This is a genomic window from Lactonifactor longoviformis (genome assembly GCF_042848515.1).
GTDB lineage: Bacteria > Bacillota > Clostridia > Lachnospirales > Lachnospiraceae > Lactonifactor > Lactonifactor longoviformis.
The window spans coordinates 4,670,950-4,692,354 of record NZ_AP031453.1 but is presented as its reverse complement, the minus strand read 5'-3'; the positions used below and the strand labels follow the sequence as shown (position 1 = coordinate 4,692,354).

Genomic DNA, 21,405 nt, shown 5'->3' with positions numbered 1-21,405 from the left:
TGAAAATATCTGAAAAAACTGCAACAATGTTAGCAACGAAAAGACAATAACAAATCAAGCTTCAGGAAAGGAGAGGTATTTATGGCATTACAGTTCCATTCGATTCTCGATCCCAGGGGGTATCAAGAGAGGAGAAAGATTACACTGGCAACAAGAGTATCCCTGGAAGAATTAAAGACAGGAAAAATCCTGTTTTATAATAATACAAAATTGGGATTCTGCAATTACTACACCGTATTTGACCGCATCAAGGAACATCTGAGAGAACTGGGAATTGAAAACTTTGTGGAGTATACGGAGACCGTGAGAGGAAAGGACGCGGGCAAACTGAAGGAATACGCGCAGATGCTGGCGAAAGAAAAACCTTCTGCGGCAATTGTGGCATTTGGGGATATGGGGACCTCCTCATCTACAACCGTGTTATCCATTGCTCTGGAGGAGCTGGGAATTCCCACCGTATATATGACAGCACCTCCCGGAACCGGGATCACCGAAGGCGTGGGCGTCTACAGGGCCGGTCATCTCTGCCTGTGTTCGGTAGATATCTATCAGGCCAGTACTGTAGAGGAGATTGAGGCTGAAGTAGATAAAAAATGGGATTATATTATCCGTTCCCTTACAACAAACGGAAAAGAGCTGGAGGAACTGGCGCGCATCGATTTCAAGATGGATAAGATTCCCCCGAGAGAGGACGGACTTCTTCCCCTGTCAGAGAACCTTTCGGTAGAAGAAGAAAAGCTGCTGGAACCAGGGGCTTATCTGGAAGAAATCAATGACTTCTTTAACCAGGAACATATCAGCGACGGTCTCCCCATCATTCCCCCCACAAAGGCCAGATATGAGAGGATGATGGAATACTGCCCCTTCCCGGAAGATATGGTGTTGTGCAGCGCCAGCGGACCCAGCGGCAAGGAGGTGACCGTAAAGGATGTAGCCATAGCCGCTGTTATGGCGGGATGCAAGCCTAATGCCATGCCGGTGCTGATTGCTGTATTCAAGGCATTAAATAGTCCTCTGTATAACCTGAACCAGTCTGTAACAACCTCCCATCCCGGCGGAAACATGGTGATTGTGTCAGGACCTATAGCCCGGGAGCTGGGTATTTCCGGCCGGCAGGGCTGCCAGGGACCGGGGTATCCGGCCAATGCCACCATCGGCCGGGCGGTGAATTTGGTTATTATGAATATTTTCCGCTCTGTTCCGGGTATCTGCGATCTCGACTGTATCGCTTCCCAGGCTGAGTTTACCTACTGCTTTGCAGAGGAGCCGGATTTGGCACAGTGGAATATGATTAACGAGGATCATTTTGACAGTGAGACTACAACCGTATATGTGCTGAAGGCGGAGCCTATTCACGATATTATAGATTTCCTCAGCCTGGACGGCCATGATCTCCTGGATACCATAACCCACTGCTGTACCACTCTGGGTTCCAACAATGCTTATATGCCAGGCCCGCTGGTAGTATGCCTTACTCCTGACCACGGGATGATGCTGAAAAAGAGCGGATACACAAAGGAAATGATCCAGGAACATATCCACACGTATGTATACCATGAGGTTCCTATGGTTAGAAACCGGGGACTGGTTCCCGTGCGGCCGGCCAGCTTTGCCAACCGCCATCCGATGCCGGTGACCAGGACTCCCAAAGATGTGGAAGTCGTGGTAATCGGGGGGAGAGGGGGTCACTCCGGAGTCATTCTTCCCTGGGCGCTGCACAGCGAAGGGATTGTGGAGCCGGTTGCACTTCCGGATGGAACGATAGCAAAATCAATTGAAGAATTCAAAAAATAGACAGGGGGAATTTCTATGGCACGAGATCAAATCGTTTATGACAAAAAGTATGATGTAATTGTATGCGGGGGCGGAACCTCAGGGGTGGCTGCAGCCATTGCCGCAGCCAGAGCAGGCGCATCCACTCTTCTGGTAGAGCGGGTAGGATCCCTGGGGGGCCAGCTCTGCTTCTCAGGCCCTCCGGGATTTGCCTTTGCCCATCTGTTCAATCCTCTGGGTGAGCAGGACGCGGGGGGAATCATCGAGGAGATTCACAGCCGAATGCTGAAGGAGGGGCATGCCCTTCCCCATCTGAAGCCGGAACACCGCCTGGAGGCAGGGTATACCTTCTCTTATGTGGATCCGGACTGGTTCTCTATCACTATTTTCCAGATGATGGAGGAGGCTGGTGTGGAACTTTTACTGCACAGTCTTGTGGTTGACGTGACAAAGGAAGAAGAAAAGGTAACGGGAATTGTTGTGGAGAATACCAACGGAACGGTTGTAATTGAGGGCAAGATTGTCATTGACTGTACAGGTGAGGGAGATATAGCAGTGAGAGCCGGCGCTCCCTACGAATATGTGGACAGAAATACTGTACAGCCCCATACCATTTCCTTTACAATGGATGGTGTGGACTGGGAAGAACTGATGAACTGGATTCATCAGAATCCGGAGCAGCTGGTATGGTTTGAGCATACGCTTCCCCACTGGTCTGATGAGAGAAAAGAGGAGGCCCATCAGAAAGCCCTGGAGTTCTATAAAACCTGCAATGATCCTGCAATGTTCGGTGAGATGATGGGATTTATTGACTTTCACAAGATGGGACTGGAGACAGGCGAATGGCATGAATTCAGCGGCGTAGGCTTTTTCATCACTCCAAGAGAGGGCGGGCACCTGCAGGCCCATATGCAGCATTCCTCTCAGGTCCCCTTTGTCCTCACAGACGATGCCTGGGATCTGACAAAAGGCGAGATTGAGTGCAGAAGACAGAATGCAATAGCCATCAGGTTCTTCCGCAAATATATTCCCGGATTTAAGAATGCATACCTTACCAGGATGTGTCCCGAGATGCGGCTGCGGGAAGGCAGAAGAATTATGGGGGACTACAGGCTGACGAGGGACGACGTTGCAGAGGGCAGGGAGTTTGGGGATGTTATCGGCAAGAGCCACTTCAAGGCGGGGGCCCATCACACAGTTGACAAGAATACCATTGCCCAGGTAGAAAAGGTCTGCCCGAAGGACGGGGGATCCTATGATATTCCTTACAGATGTCTGGTTCCGCAGAAAGCAGAGAACCTTCTGGTGGCGGGGAAACATGTATCCACAGACCGGGATGCATATCTCAGGTATCTGCATCAGACCATGATCACAGGCCAGGCGGCAGGCGTGGCAGGAGCTCTTTGCAGCAAAAAAGGTGTTTCACCCAGAGAGCTTGAGGGTGATGTAAGCGAACTCCAGAAAATCTTAAAAGAGCAGGGAGCAATTTTGGACGGTACACACTAAACAGGGAGGTTTCATATGGCAAGAACAAAGAAATACTTACAGTTCGGAATTATGCAGCGGATCTATCAGGGATCAGGGTGCATACAGATGATTCCAAATATTTTGGAAACAGAGGGATGGGATCGTGTGATGCTCATCGCGGATCCGGGGCTTTACAAGGCTGGTGTGATAGATCCCTTTGAAAAAATGTTAAAAGAGGCAGGGATTTCCTACTTCATCTTTGATAATGTGCGCCCTAATCCGGAAGCGGCAACCATTGACGGGGAGGCTGTCCCGGCATTCCGGGAGTTCGGGGCCCAGGTAATGATTGCAGTAGGGGGCGGCAGCACCATGGATACCGCCAAAGGCGTGGCCATCGTTGGGGATTCCGGCAAAAAAGTCATGGATTTTATTGGAATCCCGCCCCAGGTACCGCTGAAACATAAGACTTATCCAATGATTGCAGTACCTTCTACTGCAGGTACCGGAAGCGACGTGTGCCGCAACGCAGTAATCTGTGACGAGAATGGATTCAAACTGGTGCCTTCCCACGATTCCATACTGCCCTCCTACGCGGTTCTGGATCCGGATCTGCTGGCGGGGCTTCCCTTCCACATTGCGGCTGCCACAGCGGTGGATGCCCTCACACACGCACTGGAATCCTACACAAGTATGAGTGCCAACGACTTTACTGAGCTCTTTTCTCTTCACTCACTGGAACTCATCGGCGACTGTATCCGCCCCTTTGCAGCAAACCCGGCTGTGGATGAATACGCGGATAAAATGAGTCTGGCCTGTATGTATGCGGGATTTTCTCTGGGAATTGCCAGCATCGGCCAGGATCACGTGATTACCCATCCTATGGGAGAGGAGCCCTTCCACATGCCCCACGGAGATGCCTGCGCTATGGCGCTTCCTGCTGTGATTGAATGGAACGGCCTGGGGTGTAAGGAAAAGTACCGGAAGGCATATAACGCTCTGGCCAAACAAAATGTGTCAGAGGGTGATTTCCAGGTGAAGATGCTCATTGACTGGGTAATACAGCTGAACCGGGATCTCCACCTGGCATCGGATAAAAGTTTTGAGGCGTGGGGATACAGCGGGGAAGAGGTATTGGAGAAGATGCTCCGGCACCCCATCTTTAACAATAAGGATAAGACAAAAAATCCTGACTGCAATTATCCCAGGGTAACAAGGATGAAAGAATTTGCACATATAATTGAGCGGATTGATTACTATTCCAAAGTTACCACGGGTGAGATACCGTATGAATTTTGCTGATATGAAAACCGTAGATTAATACAAAGGCTGACGCAGAGCTTTTAAGCGTCAGCCTTTGTGCTCTGCCTTGGGGAGTTCTACGGATGCCGAATGTTTTCTGGGATTGGGAGTACAGCTGTCACGCACCATCAATGTGCTTGGTAGCTGTATGACCGCGGGTACGGAGTGAAGGCCGTTGATTCTGTCGTCCAGAATCTTCACAGCAAATTTTCCCAATTCCCGGTTCTGCATATTAAACGTAGTGAGTCTGGGCTTCATAAATTTAGCCATCTCTATATCATCCAGACCAATGACAGATACATCCTCCGGTACACGGTACTGATAATCCGTCAGCGCGCTGATTACCCCGATGGCCACCATATCATTGGCGCAGCAGAAAGCCTCTGGGATCTCTCCGCTTCTCAGCAATTCTATAACAGCATTATAGGCCTGTTCTGTGCCAAGCTGAATATTTTTGCACAGATTCATATCTAACTTCAAATCATTGAGTTTTACAGCGTCTGAAAAAGCGCGGAAACGATGCTCATTTAAGATGTCCGATTTCTCTGAGGGAATCGTCCCTATAAATCCAATCTTTGTAAACCCACATTTTACCAAATAATTCACGGAATCTACAATGGCCCCGTAGCCGTCGCAGATTACCTGGTCAATGCTGACATCCAGCTTATTCAGCCCGGTATACACCATATTCAGAGTTAGGGTATTAAGAAAATTCATTATTTTTTTGCTTACACGTCCCATCAGAATAACGCCGTCCGGTGAGGTGTCGGAGATTCTTTTGCAGATCGATTCCGCACTTTCCGTGGAAGTGGAGAGGGTGTGTGTAATGGAATAGCCCATCCGTCCGGACTCCTCCTGGATGCCCAGCAGAAGCTGGGAGAAAAAGTAATCATTGTAGGTATCGCTGGCAGACGCCAGAAAGCAGGTGAGATTCCTGTGCGCCGGTTCTGGAATGTATGTCTCAGTCTCCGGGGTGCGTGTATAGTATCCCAGATCGTAGGCTGCCTTTATGATGCGCTCTGTGGTTGCTTTGCTGGCCGGTTTGCTTTTGTCATTGTTAAGCACCCGGGAGACAGTAGAGACAGATACCCCAGTGGCCTGGGCAATCTCGTAAAGCGTAACTCGCATAATTCAACCTCCTAATCTATTCTATTAACTCAAAGTATACACAAAAAAATTGGAATGTGCAATATAACTAATGGAAAAATATTCTAATAATATTGAGAGATATTGCTGGATTACTGGCCAAAAAGGCAGATATAACAAAATAAACAAAAAAGATGCCGCATATTTGTTATAAATATGGATAAAATCCAAAAATATTGCGTAGAAGTAAGCAAATAATTTGTGGTATGATACAGATAAGTTAAAGCTTTTGTTATATAGTCTGCCAAGGAGTTATGGAGGAATCAGAAATGGAGAATGAAAAAGCAGAACAAATCAAATCAATTATCCCCAGTTATACACCTATGAGGGAGCTGCCGGAGGACTTGACCCTGGCTGAGGCAAAAGAAATGTTCTACAGGATCTGTCAAATACGGGAATTTGAGTTAAAGGTGCGGGATTTATGGAGGGCAGATAAGATCAGGGGTATGTGCCATGCGTATTATTACGGGGAGGCAATCGCTGTGGGGGCCTGCTATGCCCTGGAAAAGGGGGATTACATCACCAGTACCCACAGAGGACACGGGCATGCTCTTGCCAGGGGAGCTTCTCCGGGAAGGATGTTCGCAGAACTGTTCGGAAAGGCGGAGGGCTACAACAAGGGGAAGGGAGGCTCCATGCATATTGCTGATGTGGAAAGCGGAATCCTGGGAGCAACGGGGATTGTAGGCAGCGGCATTGCCCCTGCTGCAGGGGCTGCTCTCTCGGCAAAGCTTCAGAAGAATGGGAAAGTATCACTCAGCTTTTTCGGGGACGGAGCCTGCAACCAGGGCCCTTTTTCGGAAACTCTGAACATGGCGGCAGCCTGGAACCTGCCGGTAGTATTTCTATGCGAGTATAACCAGTGGGCCATAGGGACGGACTACTGGAGGGTGACAAAGGAGCACGACGCCTATAAGAGGGCAGAGGGCTTTGGGATGCCAGGGATACAGATTGACGGATTTAATGTATTTGAAGTGTATAAAGCCGTCAGGGACGCAGCAGCCAGAGCAAGGGCAGGGGAAGGCCCCACCCTGATTGAGGCCCGCTATATGAGGATGCTGGGCCACCATGTGGGGGATGACCAGAACTACAGAGACGAAAAGGACCTTGAGAGAATAGCAGTACTGTACGAGATAGAACCGGTGACGAGGACCCGGGAATTCCTGGAGGGCGCAGGAGTCCCCGGGAAGGAACTGGAGGATATACAAAAACGGGCGGCAGCTGAAATTCAAGAGGCCATTGCATATGCGGATACCCAATGCCATGAGCCGTCTCTGGAGACACTCTACGAGGATATCTATGCAGACGGTGAGATCATTATCTGAAAAGAGGGAGAAGTGTTATGAGCATAAAAACAGTGAGAGAAGCTTTAAACGAGGCATTTGCCGAGGAGATGGAGCGGGACAGCAGTGTATTCATTATGGGGTGTGATGACGGCGTGAAAGGAAATCCTTTTGGCGTAACCATGGGTCTGGCAGACAGGTTTGGACTGGAGCGTGTAATCGACACCCCCATATCCGAGCCTGGGTTCACCGGTATGGGTGTGGGAGCTGCTGCCACGGGCATGCGTCCTGTTGTGGAAATTATGTTTTGCGACTGGGTTACCCTTGCCATGGATCAGATCGTCAATATGGCGGCAAAAATGCGGTACATGTTTGGGGGAAACGTGGAAATGCCTCTGGTCATACGGGTTCCTATAGGGGCCGGGGGAGGGCAGGCTGCACAGCACAGTCAGTCCCTGGAGTCCTGGTTCAACCATGTGCCGGGACTGAAAATTGTAGCGCCCTATACACCTGCTGATTGTAAGGGACTGCTTAAGGCAGCCATAAGAGACAATAATCCGGTTATGTTTTTTGAGAACAAACGAACCTATGCGGTGAAGGGAGAGGTCCCGGACGAAGAGGATTACCTGGTGGAGATAGGAAAGGCTGCTGTTTCCCGGGAGGGACGGGATGTTACCCTGGTGACCTATTCCAGTATGGTAAAAACCTGTCTCCAGGCAGCCGAAAAGCTGGAACAGGAAGGAATTTCCTGCGAGGTAATCGATCTGCGGACACTCCTGCCTCTGGATTACGATACGGTGATTGCTTCCATTGAAAAAACAGGCAGGGTCATTGTGGTCCATGAAGCCTGTAAACGGGGGGGAATGGGAAGTGATATCGTGGCCGAGATCAATGAGAGAGCCTTTGATCTTCTGGATGCCCCTCCCCTTCGGGTGGGGGCCCTGAATATTCCGATTCCCTATAATGCGGTTCTGGAATCTGCCGTATTGCCGGATGTTTCAGATGTTATAAGTGCGGTTCATAAAAGCTTATCCAATGATTGAGGAGGGAGACTCTATGCCGAAATACTTAGTTTTGCCTAAAATTGGAATGAATATGGAAGAGGGAGTGATCGACGAATGGCTCATAAAACCCGGGGATAAGGTCGAAAAGGAACAGATTGTGCTGCGGGCAGAGACAGACAAGGCTGTTCAGGATATCTTTGCCACGGATGCAGGAATCGTGTACAAGCTCCTGGCGCAGCCGGGAGATACCGTCCCCTGTCAGGAGAAAATTGCGATCCTGCTGGAGGAGGGAGAGGAGTATACGCAGGAGAGGGCAGATCAGAACAAAGCAAGTGCAGATCCTAAGCCGGAACCTGATACGGCGGACGTCCCTGAGAGGAAGCCGGGAGGAAAGGCTGCCGGACAGGAGAGAAAAAGAGGGAAGGTGCGTATCTCGCCTCTGGCAAAGAAGATGGCGGAAGATTTAGGGATTCCCATAGAGGAGCTTTCTCCGAAAGAGGAAGGAAAAAGAATTGTGAAAGCGGATGTTCTCAGGTATGAGGCGCCTGTTTCCCGGGACGCATCTGTCTTTGTGCCTTTTACTCCCAGGAGAAAAGCAATTGCGAGACATATGCTGGAAAGCGCAAATCACAAACCGCGGGTGACCCTGGTAACCACCGTTGACTGTGAAAACTTAATTGCCTTTCGGGAAAAGTTAAAAAAGCAGACCAGAGTGTCGTACAACGAAATTATCGTCAAGGCATGTGCAGCTGCTTTGGGGGCATATCCCCACATGAATTGTATTACGCAGGAGGGAGGATTCTGCATAAAGAAGGATATTAATATCGGTGTTGCTGTGGATACCCCTGACGGACTCCTTGTCCCGGTGCTTAAAAACGCGGATAAAAAAGGAATCTTTGAACTGGCAGGTGAATTCGGGACCTTGACAGAGAAGGCCAGAAACGGACGGTTATCCGGGGAGGATATGAGCGGGGGAACCTTTTCCGTTTCCAACGTGGGGATGTTTGGGATTGAGTCCTTTGACCCCATTATTAATTCCCCGGAATGCCTGATTCTCGGGGTGGGCTGTATGAAAGAGACAGCGGCAGTGGTGGAACATGAAATATGTGTCAGAACCTGTATGCAGATTTCCCTGTCATTCGATCACACGGTATTTGACGGCGCAGCTGCGGCAAAATTGCTGAAAGCGATCAAGGATTTGCTGGACGATCCGGTGATGATGCTGGCCTAGCGGAGGGAGAAGAGATGGATAAGAAAACAGTAACAGTGATAGGAGGAGGTCCGGGAGGCTATGTGGCTGCCATCCGGGCAGCGCAGCTGGGGGCGGAAGTAACCCTGATTGAAAAGAGACGGATGGGGGGCACCTGCCTGAATATAGGCTGTATCCCCACCAAAGCGCTGCTGGACAGCGCCCATGTATACCACGAGGCGGGAGCGTCCGCCGGAATCGGCGTTGTGGCCTCGCCGCATCTGGACTGGGATATGGTTCAGGAACGGAGAAAAAGTGTAATTGACAGACTGGTCTCGGGGGTTGAGGGGTTAATGCGATCCAACAGAATAAGAGTATTGTACGGTTCGGCGGGCTTTCTGGATCCCCATACGGTGTGCGTCAACATGGCAGACGGCCAAAAACAAAGGGTTTCCAGTGATTTCTTTATTCTTGCAACAGGTGCTGAGCCTCTGGTGCCGCCCATCCCGGGAGCCGGGGGAGACATCTGCATTGACAGTACGGCGGCCCTCTCTCTGGAAAAGGTACCCGACAGTATGCTCATAGTAGGGGGCGGTGTGATCGGTGTTGAACTGGCAACCGCATATCACGAGTTCGGCACCAAAATTACAATTGTGGAAATGGCAGGGAATATTTTGCCTAACATGGACAGGACATTGTCGGAAAAGCTGAAGGCAGACATGGAACACAGGGGCATGCGCATTATGACTGGAGCAAAAGTCTGCAAGTTTGAGAAAAAAGGTGACATGGCCGCCTGCTGTGTGGAACAGGAGAATACACAGATAACCCTGGAAGCGGAAAAGATACTCTTGTGCATAGGAAGAAAGGCCAGCCTGGAAGGGCTGAATCTGGAGAAAGCAGGTGTCAGGGCTGAAAGAAGGATCCTGACAGACTCCTTTATGAGAACCAGCGCAAAGCATATCTATGCCGTGGGAGACTGCAACGGACAGCTGATGCTTGCCCACGCGGCGTCAGAACAGGGCATGATCGCGGCTGAAAACTGTATGGGAGGGTCCCGCAGCTTTGACGGAAGTATATGTCCGGGGGGAGTGTACTCTTTTCCTGAACTGGCGGGTGTGGGATTTACGGAGGAGCAGCTGCGGGAAAAAGACATATCTTACCGGGCCGGAGTATTTCCCATGGCAGCCAACGGCAGAGCTTTAATTTACCGGCAGGACACCGGGATGGTAAAAGTACTGACGGGGGAGCTATACGGAGAGCTGCTGGGAGTACACATCTACGGGGCGCAGGCAACGGAGCTGATCGCCGAGGCAGCCCTGGCCATAAAACTGGAAGCTACTGCAGATGAGCTTATTGACACCATTCATGCCCATCCAACGCTGAGTGAATGTGTGCGGGAGGCAGCTTTGGCGGCGCAGAACCGCGCCATACATACGGGCAACAAAAAGACAAGGGGGTAGAGCATGAAGCATATTTTTTTGAACCTGAAAAGATTCGACATTACTAAGGAATACGGGGGTGTTAACAGTCTTGCAGAGCTGCCGGAATGGGCTTCTTATATTATAAAAAACACCCAGGAAGGACTTAAAAAATACAGAAAGGAGGAGGTAGAGTTTATCCATTTCTTTCCGGAGGCACATCTTATGAATGCAGTGGAGGCTCTGGAAAAGGACAGCCCGGTAATGATAGGAAGCCAGGGCGTCTACAGAGAGGATGCCGCCGTAGGAGGGAATTTTGGTGCATTTACTACTAACCGTACTGCATCAGTAGTGAAGGCTATGGGATGCGGCGCCACTTTAATCGGACACTGTGAGGAACGAAATGACAAAAAGGGGGTGCTGAAAAAGGCCGGGATATGGGATCCCATAGCGGTAAACGGTCTGCTGAACGAAGAAATTTTGTGTGCCCAGGCAGCGGGCTTAAAGGTTTTGTACTGCATCGGTGAATCGGCAAAGGAGCAGGAACGGTGGAAAGAGGTGCTGGGAGAACAGCTGGAGACAGGGTTGAAGGGCGTGGACAAAGAGGGAGTTGTCATCGGATATGAACCCATATGGTCTATCGGCCCCGGGAAGACTCCGGCCGGTAAAGAATACATAACGGAGATTGCACGATTCATCAAAGAAAAAACGGGCGGCATGGATGTGGTATACGGCGGAGGCCTAAAGGCAGACAACGCAAAGATGCTGGCATCTATTGAGGAGATTGACGGGGGATTGATTGCCCTGACCCATTTTTCAGAAAATATTGGGTTCTATCCGGAGGAATACCTGGAAATTGTACACTTATATTTAGGAGAACAGGGAGGAGAGGGCGAATGAACGTTGAGTTTGAGTATGGGCATGGCACGATGACAGCCGATCTGCCGGATACAGCAGATGTATTTATTCCAGGGGAGACCGTTCCTGATCCCCCCCACATTCCGGAAGCTGAAATTTATGAACGCACAAGGGAGTCTGTGCGCAGCCCCATTGGAATGGAGCCTCTTGGGAAGCTGGCCCATAAAGGGAGCAAGGTTGTTTTTGTAATACCCGATATTGTGAAAGGCGGCTGCCAGGCCACTTCCCACAGAAAAGTTGCCATTAAGGTAATGCTGGAAGAGCTATATGCTGCAGGGGTTGAAAAGAAAGACATTCTTCTTCTGTTTTCCAACGGACTGCACCCCAGAACTACGGTGCCGGAGATGAAACAGATCCTTGGGAAAGAGCTGTTTGATGAATTCTATCATACCAATCAGATTACCAGTCACGATTCGGAGGACTATGAACACCTGGTGGATCTGGGGACTACCAGTCGGGGGGATCCGGTTATTATGAACCGGTATGTATACGAGTGTGATATCCCTATCCTTATCGGTCATACCCAGGGAAATCCCTACGGGGGATATTCAGGGGGGTATAAGCACTGCTCCACAGGCATTACCCACTGGAAAAGTATTGCGTCCCACCATGTACCCCAGGTAATGCACCGTCCGGACTTTACGCCGGTCTCCGGACATTCCCTGATGCGGACGAAATTTGACGAGATTGGCAGGCATATGGAGGAAAAGATGGGACATCCATTTTTCTGCTGTGACGCGGTATTGGACACCTATTCCAGGCAGATAGAGATTAATTCCGGCTACGCTGCCGAGATGCAGAGGCAAAGCTGGAAGACGGCAAATATCAGAACCTATGTACCCTTTGCCGAGCAGAAATATGATGTTCTGGTCTTCGGTATGCCCCAGGACTTCCACTACGGAAACGGTATGGGCACCAATCCCATTCAGATGATGCAGGCATTGTCTGCCCAGGTAATCCGGCATAAACGTATTATGAGCGACCGGTGTGTAATTATCTGTTCCTCTGTCTGCAACGGCTACTTCCACGATGAAAGGTGGCCGTATCTAAGGGAATTATATGAGATGTTTCAGCATGACTATATGAATATTCTGCCGGACATGAACCGCTATGGAGAGTACTTTGCCACAAAGGAAGAGTATATCCGGAAGTACCGTTTTGCCAATGCGTTCCATCCCTTCCATGGATTCAGCATGATGAGCTGCGGGCATATCGCAGAGGAAAATACCTCGGCAATCTATATTGTAGGAGCCCAGGAACCGGGAATTGCCAGAGGCATGGGACTTAAGACAAGAGCAACCTTTGAGGAAGCTCTGGCAGATGCGAAAAAGAAGTATGTGGGGGAAGATCCGAAGATACTGGCACTTCCCAAGACGTTTAAGCTGGGAGCTGTCCATCTGTGTATGAAAGATGATGATCTGCAAAATGTATGATTCATCGCTGCTCATAATTTATCTAATCAGTTTTCTGGCTTCCGTCCTTGGATCTGTCTGCGGCATCGGAGGCGGAGTAATTATAAAACCCGTGCTGGATTCTTTTCAGCTCATGGACGCGGGCACGGTCAGCTTTTTATCAGGGTGTACCGTACTGTCCATGACATGCTATTCCGTAGTGAGCGTCCATGTGAAGGGAGACTCCCGTATTGACTATAAAGTCAGCACGTTTCTGGGGATAGGGGCAGCCGCAGGAGGCTGTCTGGGAAAATGCCTCTTCGAAGTACTGAACCGCTGGTTTTCTGATTCGGGTCGGATCGGCGCTGTTCAGTCCGCGGCCCTGTTTGTCCTTACCATAGGGACACTGTGTTATACACTGCAGAAACATAAGATTCACACAAAGCAGATCACCGGCAAGAGTATCTGTGCATGTATAGGAATTATACTTGGGATTATGTCCTCCTTTTTAGGGATAGGAGGGGGCCCCATCAATTTGGTCCTTCTTTACTTTTGCTTCTCCATGGAGACGAAAGTGGCTGTTCAGAATTCCTTATATATTATACTCATATCCCAGGCCAGCAGCGTGATCTTCACAGCAGTGAAAGGGAATCTGCCGGCTGTCCGTCCGGCACTTCTGCTGGGGATGGTGATATTTGGAATTTTAGGGGGAGCAGCGGGAAGAAGGCTGAACAGCAGAATTAATTCACATATAGTGAATAAGCTTTTTATTGCAGTCATGCTGATAATTATACTAATTTGTGTCTATAATTTTGTGCAATATATGTAAACTACTGAAAAAAGCAAACATAGAAAGGAGAAAAAACTATGAAAAAGGTGCTGGCGTTTACATTGGTAATGTCATTGGCGATGGGAGGTATGGCAGGATGCGGTGAGGGGTCTTCCTCCAAGGAGGAGACGAAAACAACGGCAGGGAAGGACTCCAAAACAACCTGGGATATACAGCCCCTGGAGGAAAGGCAGACGCTGGATATTGCATACTTCTCCGGGGTTATGCACTCTCTCCCAATTTATATTGCAGATGAAAAGGGCTGGTTTGATGAACTGAATATTGACCTGGAGTATTCCTCTTTTACCAGCGGTCCTGCTATGATGGAGGCCAACGAGAGCTGGGATATCGCTACCACAGGCAGCCCCGGAGTTTTGGTGGGCATGCTGGGATATGATGTTTACTGCATCGGCAACTGTGAATATGACGCGGTTCTGAATCTGTATACCCGGGAAGACTCTCCTATCTATAAAGCCGGAAAAGGGAAGGTAGAGGGGGCAGAGGAGTTATACGGCACTGCAGAAGAATGGGCGGGAACGGAATGGCTTCTGCCTGTGGGCACCACCACAAATATTGTGCTGAATTCCACCCTGTCCCTTCTGGGTCTGACAGATAAGGATATCACAATGGTAAATATGGATAACAGCACAGGTTTCACCGCCTTTAAGGCAGGTGAGGGGGATGGTGTGTGCCTGTCCCTTTCTGTGGCCCTGGAAGCAGAAAAGGCAGGATATAAAAAGGTCAGCGGTCTGGATATTACAGGTGATTTAATCGAATGCGGTATCTGCGCAACGGCAGATGCCCTGGAAAATAAAAGGGATGCTGTTAAAAAGTTTTATGAAGTGTATTACAGAGCCAGCGAGTGGATTGCTGACAATATGGAAGAGGCAGAAGCGTACTATCTGGAAACCTGTGAGATTGAAGGGATAGCATGTGACGAGGAAACCTCAAAATATATCTGCGAAAGAAGAAACAGCCCGACGCTGGAGGATGTAATGGAGCAGCTGGACACTACCGTAGAGTATGCGCCTTACACAAAGCGGGCAGTTACCAAAGCGGAGTCCGATTTGCTGGTTACCCTGGACTTTTTTATTGACACCGGAAAGTATACAGAGAAAGACCGGGAATTCGTGCTGGATAACAATATGTTTGATCCAAGCATTGCCCAAGAGGTTCACAAGGAAATGACAGAGGCCGGAAGATGGAATTATTAACCCATAATCATAGAGGAAATGAGAATGAATAAAAAAACAAAGAAAAATAAATTCGCGGTGGGCAGTACAAAGTACGCTTTGCTGTCAGTGCTGGGAATTGCCGGTTTTTTTGTCATCTGGCAGCTGCTGGTAGTAAGCGGCATTATCAATTCAAAGTATCTGGCGGCGCCCACAGACATTATAAAGCTGTTTTTTGTAAAAATTGCGGAGACAGCGCCGGACGGCAATACGCTCCAGGTCAATGTGTTTTCCAGTTTGCGGGTGTCTCTTTTGGGGCTTTTTACCGCATTGATTCTGGGTATTCCCCTGGGCTGGCTCATGGGGTGGTATAGGTGGGTGGATCGCTTTGTCACCCCTCTGTTTGAAATCATACGTCCCATTCCCCCTATATCCTGGATCCCCTTAACGATCCTGTGGCTGGGAATCGGACTGAAGGCACAGGCGTTTATTATATTTTTCTCAGCATTTATTCCCTGTGTGATTAATTCCTATACGGGAATTAAGCAGACCAGTCCTGTGCTCATCAATGTGGCGAAAACATTTGGAGCCTCCAACTTTACTATTTTTATAAAGGTAGGAATTCCTTCCTCACTTCCCATTACCTTTGCCGGGATCCGGGTAGCCCTGGGGAATTCATGGTCTACACTGGTGGCGGCCGAGATGCTTGCCTCCAGTGCGGGACTGGGTTACATGATCCTTATGGGGCGCGCCTTTGCCAGACCGGACATTATCGTTCTGGGCATGCTTGTGATTGGCATCATCGGGGCAATTATGACAGCGCTGCTGGAACTCGCGGAGAAGAAAATTGTGAAATGGGGAGGTAGAACACGATGAAGCAAAGAAATCTGTTTTTAGAAATTCTGTATGCTGTTCTGCCGGCTGTCTCCATTGCATGCCTTTTGGCCCTGTGGATGGGCGTTTCCGGGAATCGGCCGGATCTGATCCCCACACCGGCAGAGACCTGGTCCAGGTTTGCGGATACCTTTGACAAGCCCATTATGAGACTCAGCTTTTTCGGGCATATCCTGGCCAGCCTGCGCAGAGTTATGACCGCCTTATTAATTTCCTGGTCAGCGGGTATCTTATTCGGGATTCTAATCGGCTGGAGCAGGACCGGCAAGTCAGTTTTTGGCTCCATCTTTAATATGCTGCGTCCCATTCCCCCTCTGGCGTGGATCCCTCTTATAACTATATGGTTTGGGATTGGCGAGACACCCAAAATATTAATTGTAGTAATTGGTTCCATCGTTCCGGTCATTGTAAATACACAGTCAGGAATGGAGCGCGTGGAACAGCTCTACCTGGATGTGGGAACAGTATTTCACGCCAATTCCAGGCAGCTTTTGTTTGAAATTGCAGTGCCATCGGCGCTGCCCACCATTCTGGCGGGAATTAAGACTTCTATCAGTACCGGATGGATGGTTGTACTGGCAGCGGAGATGCTGGGGGCAAAATCAGGCGTAGGCTTTCTGATTACCAGGGGCATGGACAGCGGTGATACTGCCCTGGTCCTTGTGGCAATGATCGCTATCGGCATTGTAGGTGCCCTGCTTGCAGTATTTATTTCATTTGTGGAAAGGATGATTTGTCCATGGCTGAGAAAAAAATAAGGTTAAGGTTAGACAAACTGACAAAGATATACCATACCCCGGAGGGCGAATTCGAGGCGGTACATGAGGTGACCCTGGAGGTTCAGGACAGGGAATTCCTAGTACTTCTGGGGCCCGGCCACTGCGGCAAAACGGTACTTCTGAATATGATAGCGGGGCTGGAGACTCCCTCGTCGGGCAGTTTTTATCTGGATGAAAAAGAAGTCCGGGGTTCCCACGGCGCCGTGGGGATGGTGTTTCAGAAAACAGGACTCATGTCCTGGAAGACAGTGATGCAGAATGTGGAGCTGGGTCCTAAAATGGCCGGGGAGGACAAAAAGACCAGGCGGGAGCGGGCGAAGAAATATATTGATCTGGTAGGTCTGTCGGGATTCGAGAATTCTTACCCCAGCCAGCTCTCCGGAGGTATGAAGCAGCGGGTGGGAATCGCCCGCGCCTACACCAATAACCCGGAGATCCTGCTGATGGACGAACCTTTTGGGGCGTTGGACGCCCAGACCAGGTATGCCATGGAAGACGAACTTATAAGAATCTGGGAACAGGAAAAGCGTACCATTATCTTTGTGACAAATAATATTGAAGAAGCGGCGTATCTGGGAGACCGCATCGTCTTATTCAGCGAGTGCCCTGCCCACGTAAAAGAAATATATGAGATAGATTTACCCCGGCCCAGAAATAACGTAGACCCCAATTTTCTGCATATCAGGCAGGTGATTGCGGCGAATACGGATCTGGCTCTTTAACTATGGAAGGACGAGAGGTGTTAGAGATGGGCAATAACCGTGAAGTTAAGGTGGAAGTAAAAAACCTGACAAAAAAATTTGATGATCTCCTGGTGCTCAATGATATTTCTTTTAACATTAGAAAAGGGGAATTTGTCTGTGTCGTAGGGCCAACCGGGTGCGGCAAAACAACATTTCTGAATCTGCTGACAAAGCTGATAGAGCCCACGGCAGGAGAACTCCTGATAGACGGAGAACCGGCGGATCCGAAAAAACATAATCTGGCCTTTGTATTTCAGGAGCCGTCGGCATTTCAGTGGCTGACGGTAGAAGAGAATCTGGCCTTTGGCCTGAAAATAAAGAAACTGCCCCCGGAAGAAATTAAGCGGAGGGTAGATAATATGCTGGAGCTGCTGGGACTGACCAAATTCAGAAACGCATACCCCTCCCAGCTGTCGGTGAGTTCAGAGCAGCGCATTATCATAGGCCGGGCATTTGTCATGAATCCGGACTTGCTGCTTATGGACGAGCCCTACGGGCAGATGGATATAAAACTCCGGTATTATCTGGAGGATGAGGTGATCCGGCTCTGGAAAGAAACGGGAAGCACAGTTGTATTTATTACCCACAACATAGAAGAGGCTGTGTATCTGGCAGAAAAAGTGCTGATTCTGACCAATAAACCGGCGACGATTAAGGAGGAGATAGAAGTGGATCTTCCGAGACCCCGGGACTTTACGGATCCTGCATTTATTCAGCTGCGTACCCACATAACGGATCAGATTAAATGGTGGTAATCAGATAGAGAGAGGAGAAAAAGTAATATGTTTGGACTGAATTACAAGTTATTGAAGCTGGAGGAAGAGGGGAATCCCGTATATGCAGGCGTAGTGGGAGCAGGAAACCAGGGAAGGGGAATGATCAACCAGATGGCAGGCATGCCCGGCATGAGGCCTGCGATTATTTCGGATATCCGGTTAGAGAATGCCGTATCAGCCTATGAAAATGCAGGATTAACCAGAGAACAGTTTATTGTTACCAATGATCTGAAGGAAGCAAACGAGGCATTAAAAAACGGCAAGTTTGTTGTGACGGAGGACTTTAAGCTGGTTGCACAGGCGGAAGGGATTTCAACGGTGGTAGATGCCACCGGCGTCCCGGAGGTGGGTGCGCGGCTGGCGGTGGAGGCTATAGAGAATGGAAAAAATATCGTAATGCTGAATGTAGAGACAGACGTTACTATTGGATCCTACCTGAAAATCCTTGCGGACAAAAAGGGTGTCGTGTATACTGGATCCGCAGGAGATGAGCCCGGCGCCGTAAAAGAGTATTATGATTTTGCAAAGGCAATGGGCTTCCAGGTGCGTGTAATCGGAAAAGGACAGAATCATAAGATAAACAGGGAGTCAACGCCGGATACCGTTGCAAAGGAGGCAAAGAGCCTGGGGCTTGCCCCTAAGATGCTCTGTTCCTTTAAAGACGGAACAAAGACAATGGTGGAGATGACGGCCATGGCGAACTCTACAGGTATGACCTGCGATATCCGGGGCGCCCATGGTCCATCCACAGACGTAGACGGCCTTGCCGGCACCTTCTTGTCAAAAGAAGAGGGCGGGATCCTGGACCGCTACGGGGTGGTGGAATATGTAAATGGCGTTGCACCAGGCGTGTTTGCCATTATAGCCCACGGGAACAGCGAGGTAAACGGGGAAATGCGGTATTTAAGAATGGGAGACGGCCCCAATTACACATTGTTCCGTCCCTTCCATCTATGCAGTCTTGAGACGCCGCTTTCAGTGGCCATGGCGTCTATTGACAAGATGGCTACCATTGCGCCTCTGGGGAAACCGGTGTGTGAGGTCATCACCCTGGCAAAACGGGATCTCAAGGCCGGAGAGCCCCTGGATTACATCGGGGGATACACTGTGTATGGTATGATTGAAGAATACGATACAGCCAAAAGGATGAATGCAGTACCCATCGGGCTGATCAACAAGAATACAGTGGCAAAAAAAGATATAAAGAAGGGTGAGGTGATCACCTATGACATGCTTGCTATGGATGAGAACTCTTACATCTATGAACTGAGAAAACTCCAGGATGCCGTTTATTAAAGGCATGGGGTTCTCATAGCCCGCCCGGCTGCAGAAGGGAGTGAGCGTGTGGGACATTACTATTATCAGACAGAATCCTGTAATCCGTGGTACAATCTGGCCGTGGAAACGTATCTGGGCACCAGAATACAGAAAAATGATGTGATCCTCTACCTTTGGCAGAATGACAAAACAGTAGTAATCGGCAAGAACCAGAATGCACTTCTGGAGTGCAGGGCAAAGCTGCTGGAGGAAGAAGGAGGGTTTCTGGCCAGAAGAACAACAGGAGGAGGCGCCGTATACCAGGATCTGGGGAATCTGTGTTTTACATTTTTGGCAGATCCAGAGGTCTATGATTTGGAACGGCAGATGAAGGTGGTGACGGACGCCATAAAAACCTACGGCCTGTGCACTGAATTTTCGGGAAGAAATGATTTGCTGGCGGAAAATGGATGCAAATTCTCGGGTAATGCATTTTCCAATACCGGTGGCTGCAGAGTACATCACGGTACTTTAATGGTGAATGTGAACTTGCAAAACATGGAGCGTTATCTGACCCCATCCCTTCAAAAGCTCAGGGCAAAAGGGGTTTCGTCTGTGCGCTCCCGGGTATGCAACCTGAGAGATATCCTCCCGGAGCTTACCGTTGAGGGATTGAAAGGTACATTAATAGAAAGCTTCTGCAAAGAATATGGGAGCGCTCAAAAATTAAGGGATCAGGAATTTCCGTTATCAGAAATCAACCGCACAAAGGAATGGTACGCCGCCTGGGAATGGAGATACGGAAAGTCACCGGAGTGCGGGATAAGATGCACCAGACGTTTTGCGTGGGGGGGAGCAGATCTGTGGATGAAGGGATCCGGCCTTCGCATTCAGGAGATTAAGATGTTTTCCGACTGCCTGGATACCGGTCTGCCCCAGGCGTTTGAGCGTTTGGCCACAGGAAAAAGGCTTGATATGGGTGATGTGACGGAGGAAGATATCCTCTGCGCCGGCAGTTCAGGGCAGCAGAGGGAATGGATCAGGGAAGTGGTGTCATGGCTTTCATCTGCAGAGAACTAAAAAGGTAACTGCGGATGGGGAAGGCAAAAGAGAGGTCGATAATGGATTATTTATTTCACGTTGGAAATGCAGGAGTTATATTAAAACTTGGAGGGCAGTGGGTTGGAATTGATGTATTTACCGGTCAGGAGATCAAGCCCTATCAGCCACTGCCGGAGACACTGGAACAAAAGCTTCTCTGTGATGCCGGCTGTCCTGAGATAGGACTTCTTGTGGTTACCCATAGCCATAGGGACCATTTCCATCCCCAAAAGGTTTCTGCTTATCTGAAAACCCACAGCTCTGCCTTGGTTTTGGCGGGGGATGATATCCTTTCCATACTGGCAGAAGCCGGTGTTAGTTCCTCCCGCTTTCTGAGAAAGGAAAGACTGTCTGACCAGGACTTTATGGGCAGATACGGTGCACTGACTCTATATCTGCTGTCCACAGAACATATGGGCAACGTCTACCGGGACGTACGCCATTACAGCGTACTGCTTCAGTATCAGGGGCAGGAACTGTTTGTTTTGGGGGATGCAAAGCCCGATCACAGGCTGTACGGCCATTTGCGGGAGTACTGCAGGAAACTGAGTGTTCTGATTGCCCCATTTCCCGCCCTGGGGCTGCCCGGGGCGAGAAAGTGCCTGCTTCAGTTTTGCCGGCCGGATCAGATATTTCTGGTGCATTTTCCCTCTCCCGGTGAGGATATGGAGGGCTGGATAAAAAGCACTGTGGAGAGCTGCCGGAAGATGGGAGAGGAGCTTCCGTATCCTGTATACTGCCTGGAGGCAGAAGAGAGGTATCCTTTACATCTTGTTGTTGATTAGAGTCAGAATGTCTCTTGAAAATTTTTGCGGCGCCTTATGTATAGAAAGAATACATAAGGCGCTATTTCTGGTTCATGGGCTCTTCCCGGACGGCGGAATAAGGAAACATAACAGCAGAGAATAGATAAATGGAAAAGGATGGTTTTGCAGAATAGCTTCTTTTATGATAGGGTATATGTAT

The 21,405-nt window shown here is 49.5% G+C and carries 19 protein-coding genes; 18 read left to right on the top strand and 1 reads right to left on the bottom strand.

The window, feature by feature from the left end; translation table 11 throughout:
• Positions 1-81: 81 nt before the first annotated feature.
• Genes ACGHCT_RS21440 through ACGHCT_RS21430 form a run of 3 tightly spaced genes read left to right on the top strand, consistent with a single transcriptional unit; the run spans position 82 to position 4,539 of the window.
• Positions 82-1,794 carry an ABC transporter substrate-binding protein gene (locus ACGHCT_RS21440; RefSeq protein ID WP_154256869.1) on the top strand — a complete coding sequence of 571 codons (1,713 nt, stop codon included), beginning with the start codon at positions 82-84 and terminating at the stop codon, positions 1,792-1,794.
• Between the two features lie 15 nt (positions 1,795-1,809).
• Positions 1,810-3,279 (top strand): FAD-dependent oxidoreductase, encoded by a 1,470-nt coding sequence (locus tag ACGHCT_RS21435; protein ID WP_154256868.1) that lies wholly within the window; start codon positions 1,810-1,812, stop codon positions 3,277-3,279.
• Positions 3,280-3,294: 15 nt separating this feature from the next.
• A complete protein-coding gene (locus ACGHCT_RS21430) occupies positions 3,295-4,539 on the top strand; it encodes an iron-containing alcohol dehydrogenase (protein WP_154256866.1) in 1,245 nt (414 codons plus the stop codon).
• Positions 4,540-4,587: 48 nt separating this feature from the next.
• Here the strand turns inward: ACGHCT_RS21430 and ACGHCT_RS21425 are convergent, their stop codons facing one another.
• Positions 4,588-5,667, bottom strand: a complete 1,080-nt coding sequence (locus ACGHCT_RS21425) for a LacI family DNA-binding transcriptional regulator (RefSeq protein ID WP_154256864.1) — start codon at positions 5,665-5,667, stop codon at positions 4,588-4,590.
• 287 nt (positions 5,668-5,954) lie between these two features.
• Between ACGHCT_RS21425 and ACGHCT_RS21420 the strand changes: the two genes are divergently transcribed.
• From ACGHCT_RS21420 to ACGHCT_RS21350, 15 genes are read left to right on the top strand one after another with little or no spacing between them, the layout of a single operon-like run.
• Complete coding sequence (locus ACGHCT_RS21420) at positions 5,955-7,010, top strand: thiamine pyrophosphate-dependent dehydrogenase E1 component subunit alpha (RefSeq protein WP_173015509.1); 1,056 nt, start codon at positions 5,955-5,957, stop codon at positions 7,008-7,010.
• 17 nt (positions 7,011-7,027) lie between these two features.
• Positions 7,028-8,011, top strand: a complete 984-nt coding sequence (locus ACGHCT_RS21415) for an alpha-ketoacid dehydrogenase subunit beta (RefSeq protein ID WP_173015508.1) — start codon at positions 7,028-7,030, stop codon at positions 8,009-8,011.
• 13 nt (positions 8,012-8,024) lie between these two features.
• Positions 8,025-9,203 carry a dihydrolipoamide acetyltransferase family protein gene (locus ACGHCT_RS21410; RefSeq protein ID WP_173015507.1) on the top strand — a complete coding sequence of 393 codons (1,179 nt, stop codon included), beginning with the start codon at positions 8,025-8,027 and terminating at the stop codon, positions 9,201-9,203.
• Between the two features lie 14 nt (positions 9,204-9,217).
• Positions 9,218-10,621, top strand: a complete 1,404-nt coding sequence (lpdA, locus tag ACGHCT_RS21405; RefSeq protein ID WP_390437461.1) for a dihydrolipoyl dehydrogenase — start codon at positions 9,218-9,220, stop codon at positions 10,619-10,621.
• Positions 10,622-10,624: 3 nt separating this feature from the next.
• Positions 10,625-11,479, top strand: coding sequence for a triose-phosphate isomerase family protein (locus tag ACGHCT_RS21400; protein WP_154256858.1), 855 nt, complete (start codon positions 10,625-10,627; stop codon positions 11,477-11,479).
• Entirely contained in the window at positions 11,476-12,930 is a 1,455-nt protein-coding gene (locus tag ACGHCT_RS21395) for a lactate racemase domain-containing protein (RefSeq protein WP_256281196.1), read from the top strand. The genes ACGHCT_RS21400 and ACGHCT_RS21395 overlap by 4 nt, the downstream gene beginning before the upstream one ends.
• Positions 12,923-13,717, top strand: coding sequence for a sulfite exporter TauE/SafE family protein (locus ACGHCT_RS21390; RefSeq protein ID WP_154256854.1), 795 nt, complete (start codon positions 12,923-12,925; stop codon positions 13,715-13,717). Before ACGHCT_RS21395 ends, ACGHCT_RS21390 begins: the two co-directional genes overlap by 8 nt.
• A 38-nt stretch (positions 13,718-13,755) precedes the next feature.
• Positions 13,756-14,931: an ABC transporter substrate-binding protein gene (locus ACGHCT_RS21385; RefSeq protein WP_390437459.1), complete on the top strand. Its 1,176-nt coding sequence runs from the start codon at positions 13,756-13,758 to the stop codon at positions 14,929-14,931.
• Positions 14,932-14,955: 24 nt separating this feature from the next.
• Positions 14,956-15,765, top strand: coding sequence for an ABC transporter permease (locus ACGHCT_RS21380; RefSeq protein ID WP_226903238.1), 810 nt, complete (start codon positions 14,956-14,958; stop codon positions 15,763-15,765).
• Positions 15,762-16,541 carry an ABC transporter permease gene (locus ACGHCT_RS21375; RefSeq protein WP_154256848.1) on the top strand — a complete coding sequence of 260 codons (780 nt, stop codon included), beginning with the start codon at positions 15,762-15,764 and terminating at the stop codon, positions 16,539-16,541. Before ACGHCT_RS21380 ends, ACGHCT_RS21375 begins: the two co-directional genes overlap by 4 nt.
• Positions 16,523-17,284 (top strand): ABC transporter ATP-binding protein, encoded by a 762-nt coding sequence (locus tag ACGHCT_RS21370; RefSeq protein WP_390437457.1) that lies wholly within the window; start codon positions 16,523-16,525, stop codon positions 17,282-17,284. Before ACGHCT_RS21375 ends, ACGHCT_RS21370 begins: the two co-directional genes overlap by 19 nt.
• A gap of 26 nt (positions 17,285-17,310) precedes the next feature.
• On the top strand, positions 17,311-18,060 hold the full coding sequence (locus ACGHCT_RS21365; protein WP_154256843.1) for an ABC transporter ATP-binding protein: 750 nt from the start codon (positions 17,311-17,313) through the stop codon (positions 18,058-18,060).
• A gap of 27 nt (positions 18,061-18,087) precedes the next feature.
• On the top strand, positions 18,088-19,377 hold the full coding sequence (locus tag ACGHCT_RS21360; protein WP_226903244.1) for an NAD(P)H-dependent oxidoreductase: 1,290 nt from the start codon (positions 18,088-18,090) through the stop codon (positions 19,375-19,377).
• Between the two features lie 48 nt (positions 19,378-19,425).
• Positions 19,426-20,418, top strand: a complete 993-nt coding sequence (locus ACGHCT_RS21355) for a lipoate--protein ligase (protein WP_390437456.1) — start codon at positions 19,426-19,428, stop codon at positions 20,416-20,418.
• Positions 20,419-20,459: 41 nt separating this feature from the next.
• The gene (locus ACGHCT_RS21350) at positions 20,460-21,224 is read left to right on the top strand and encodes an MBL fold metallo-hydrolase (protein WP_390437455.1); all 765 of its coding nucleotides are present in this window, start codon (positions 20,460-20,462) and stop codon (positions 21,222-21,224) included.
• Positions 21,225-21,405: the final 181 nt, after the last annotated feature.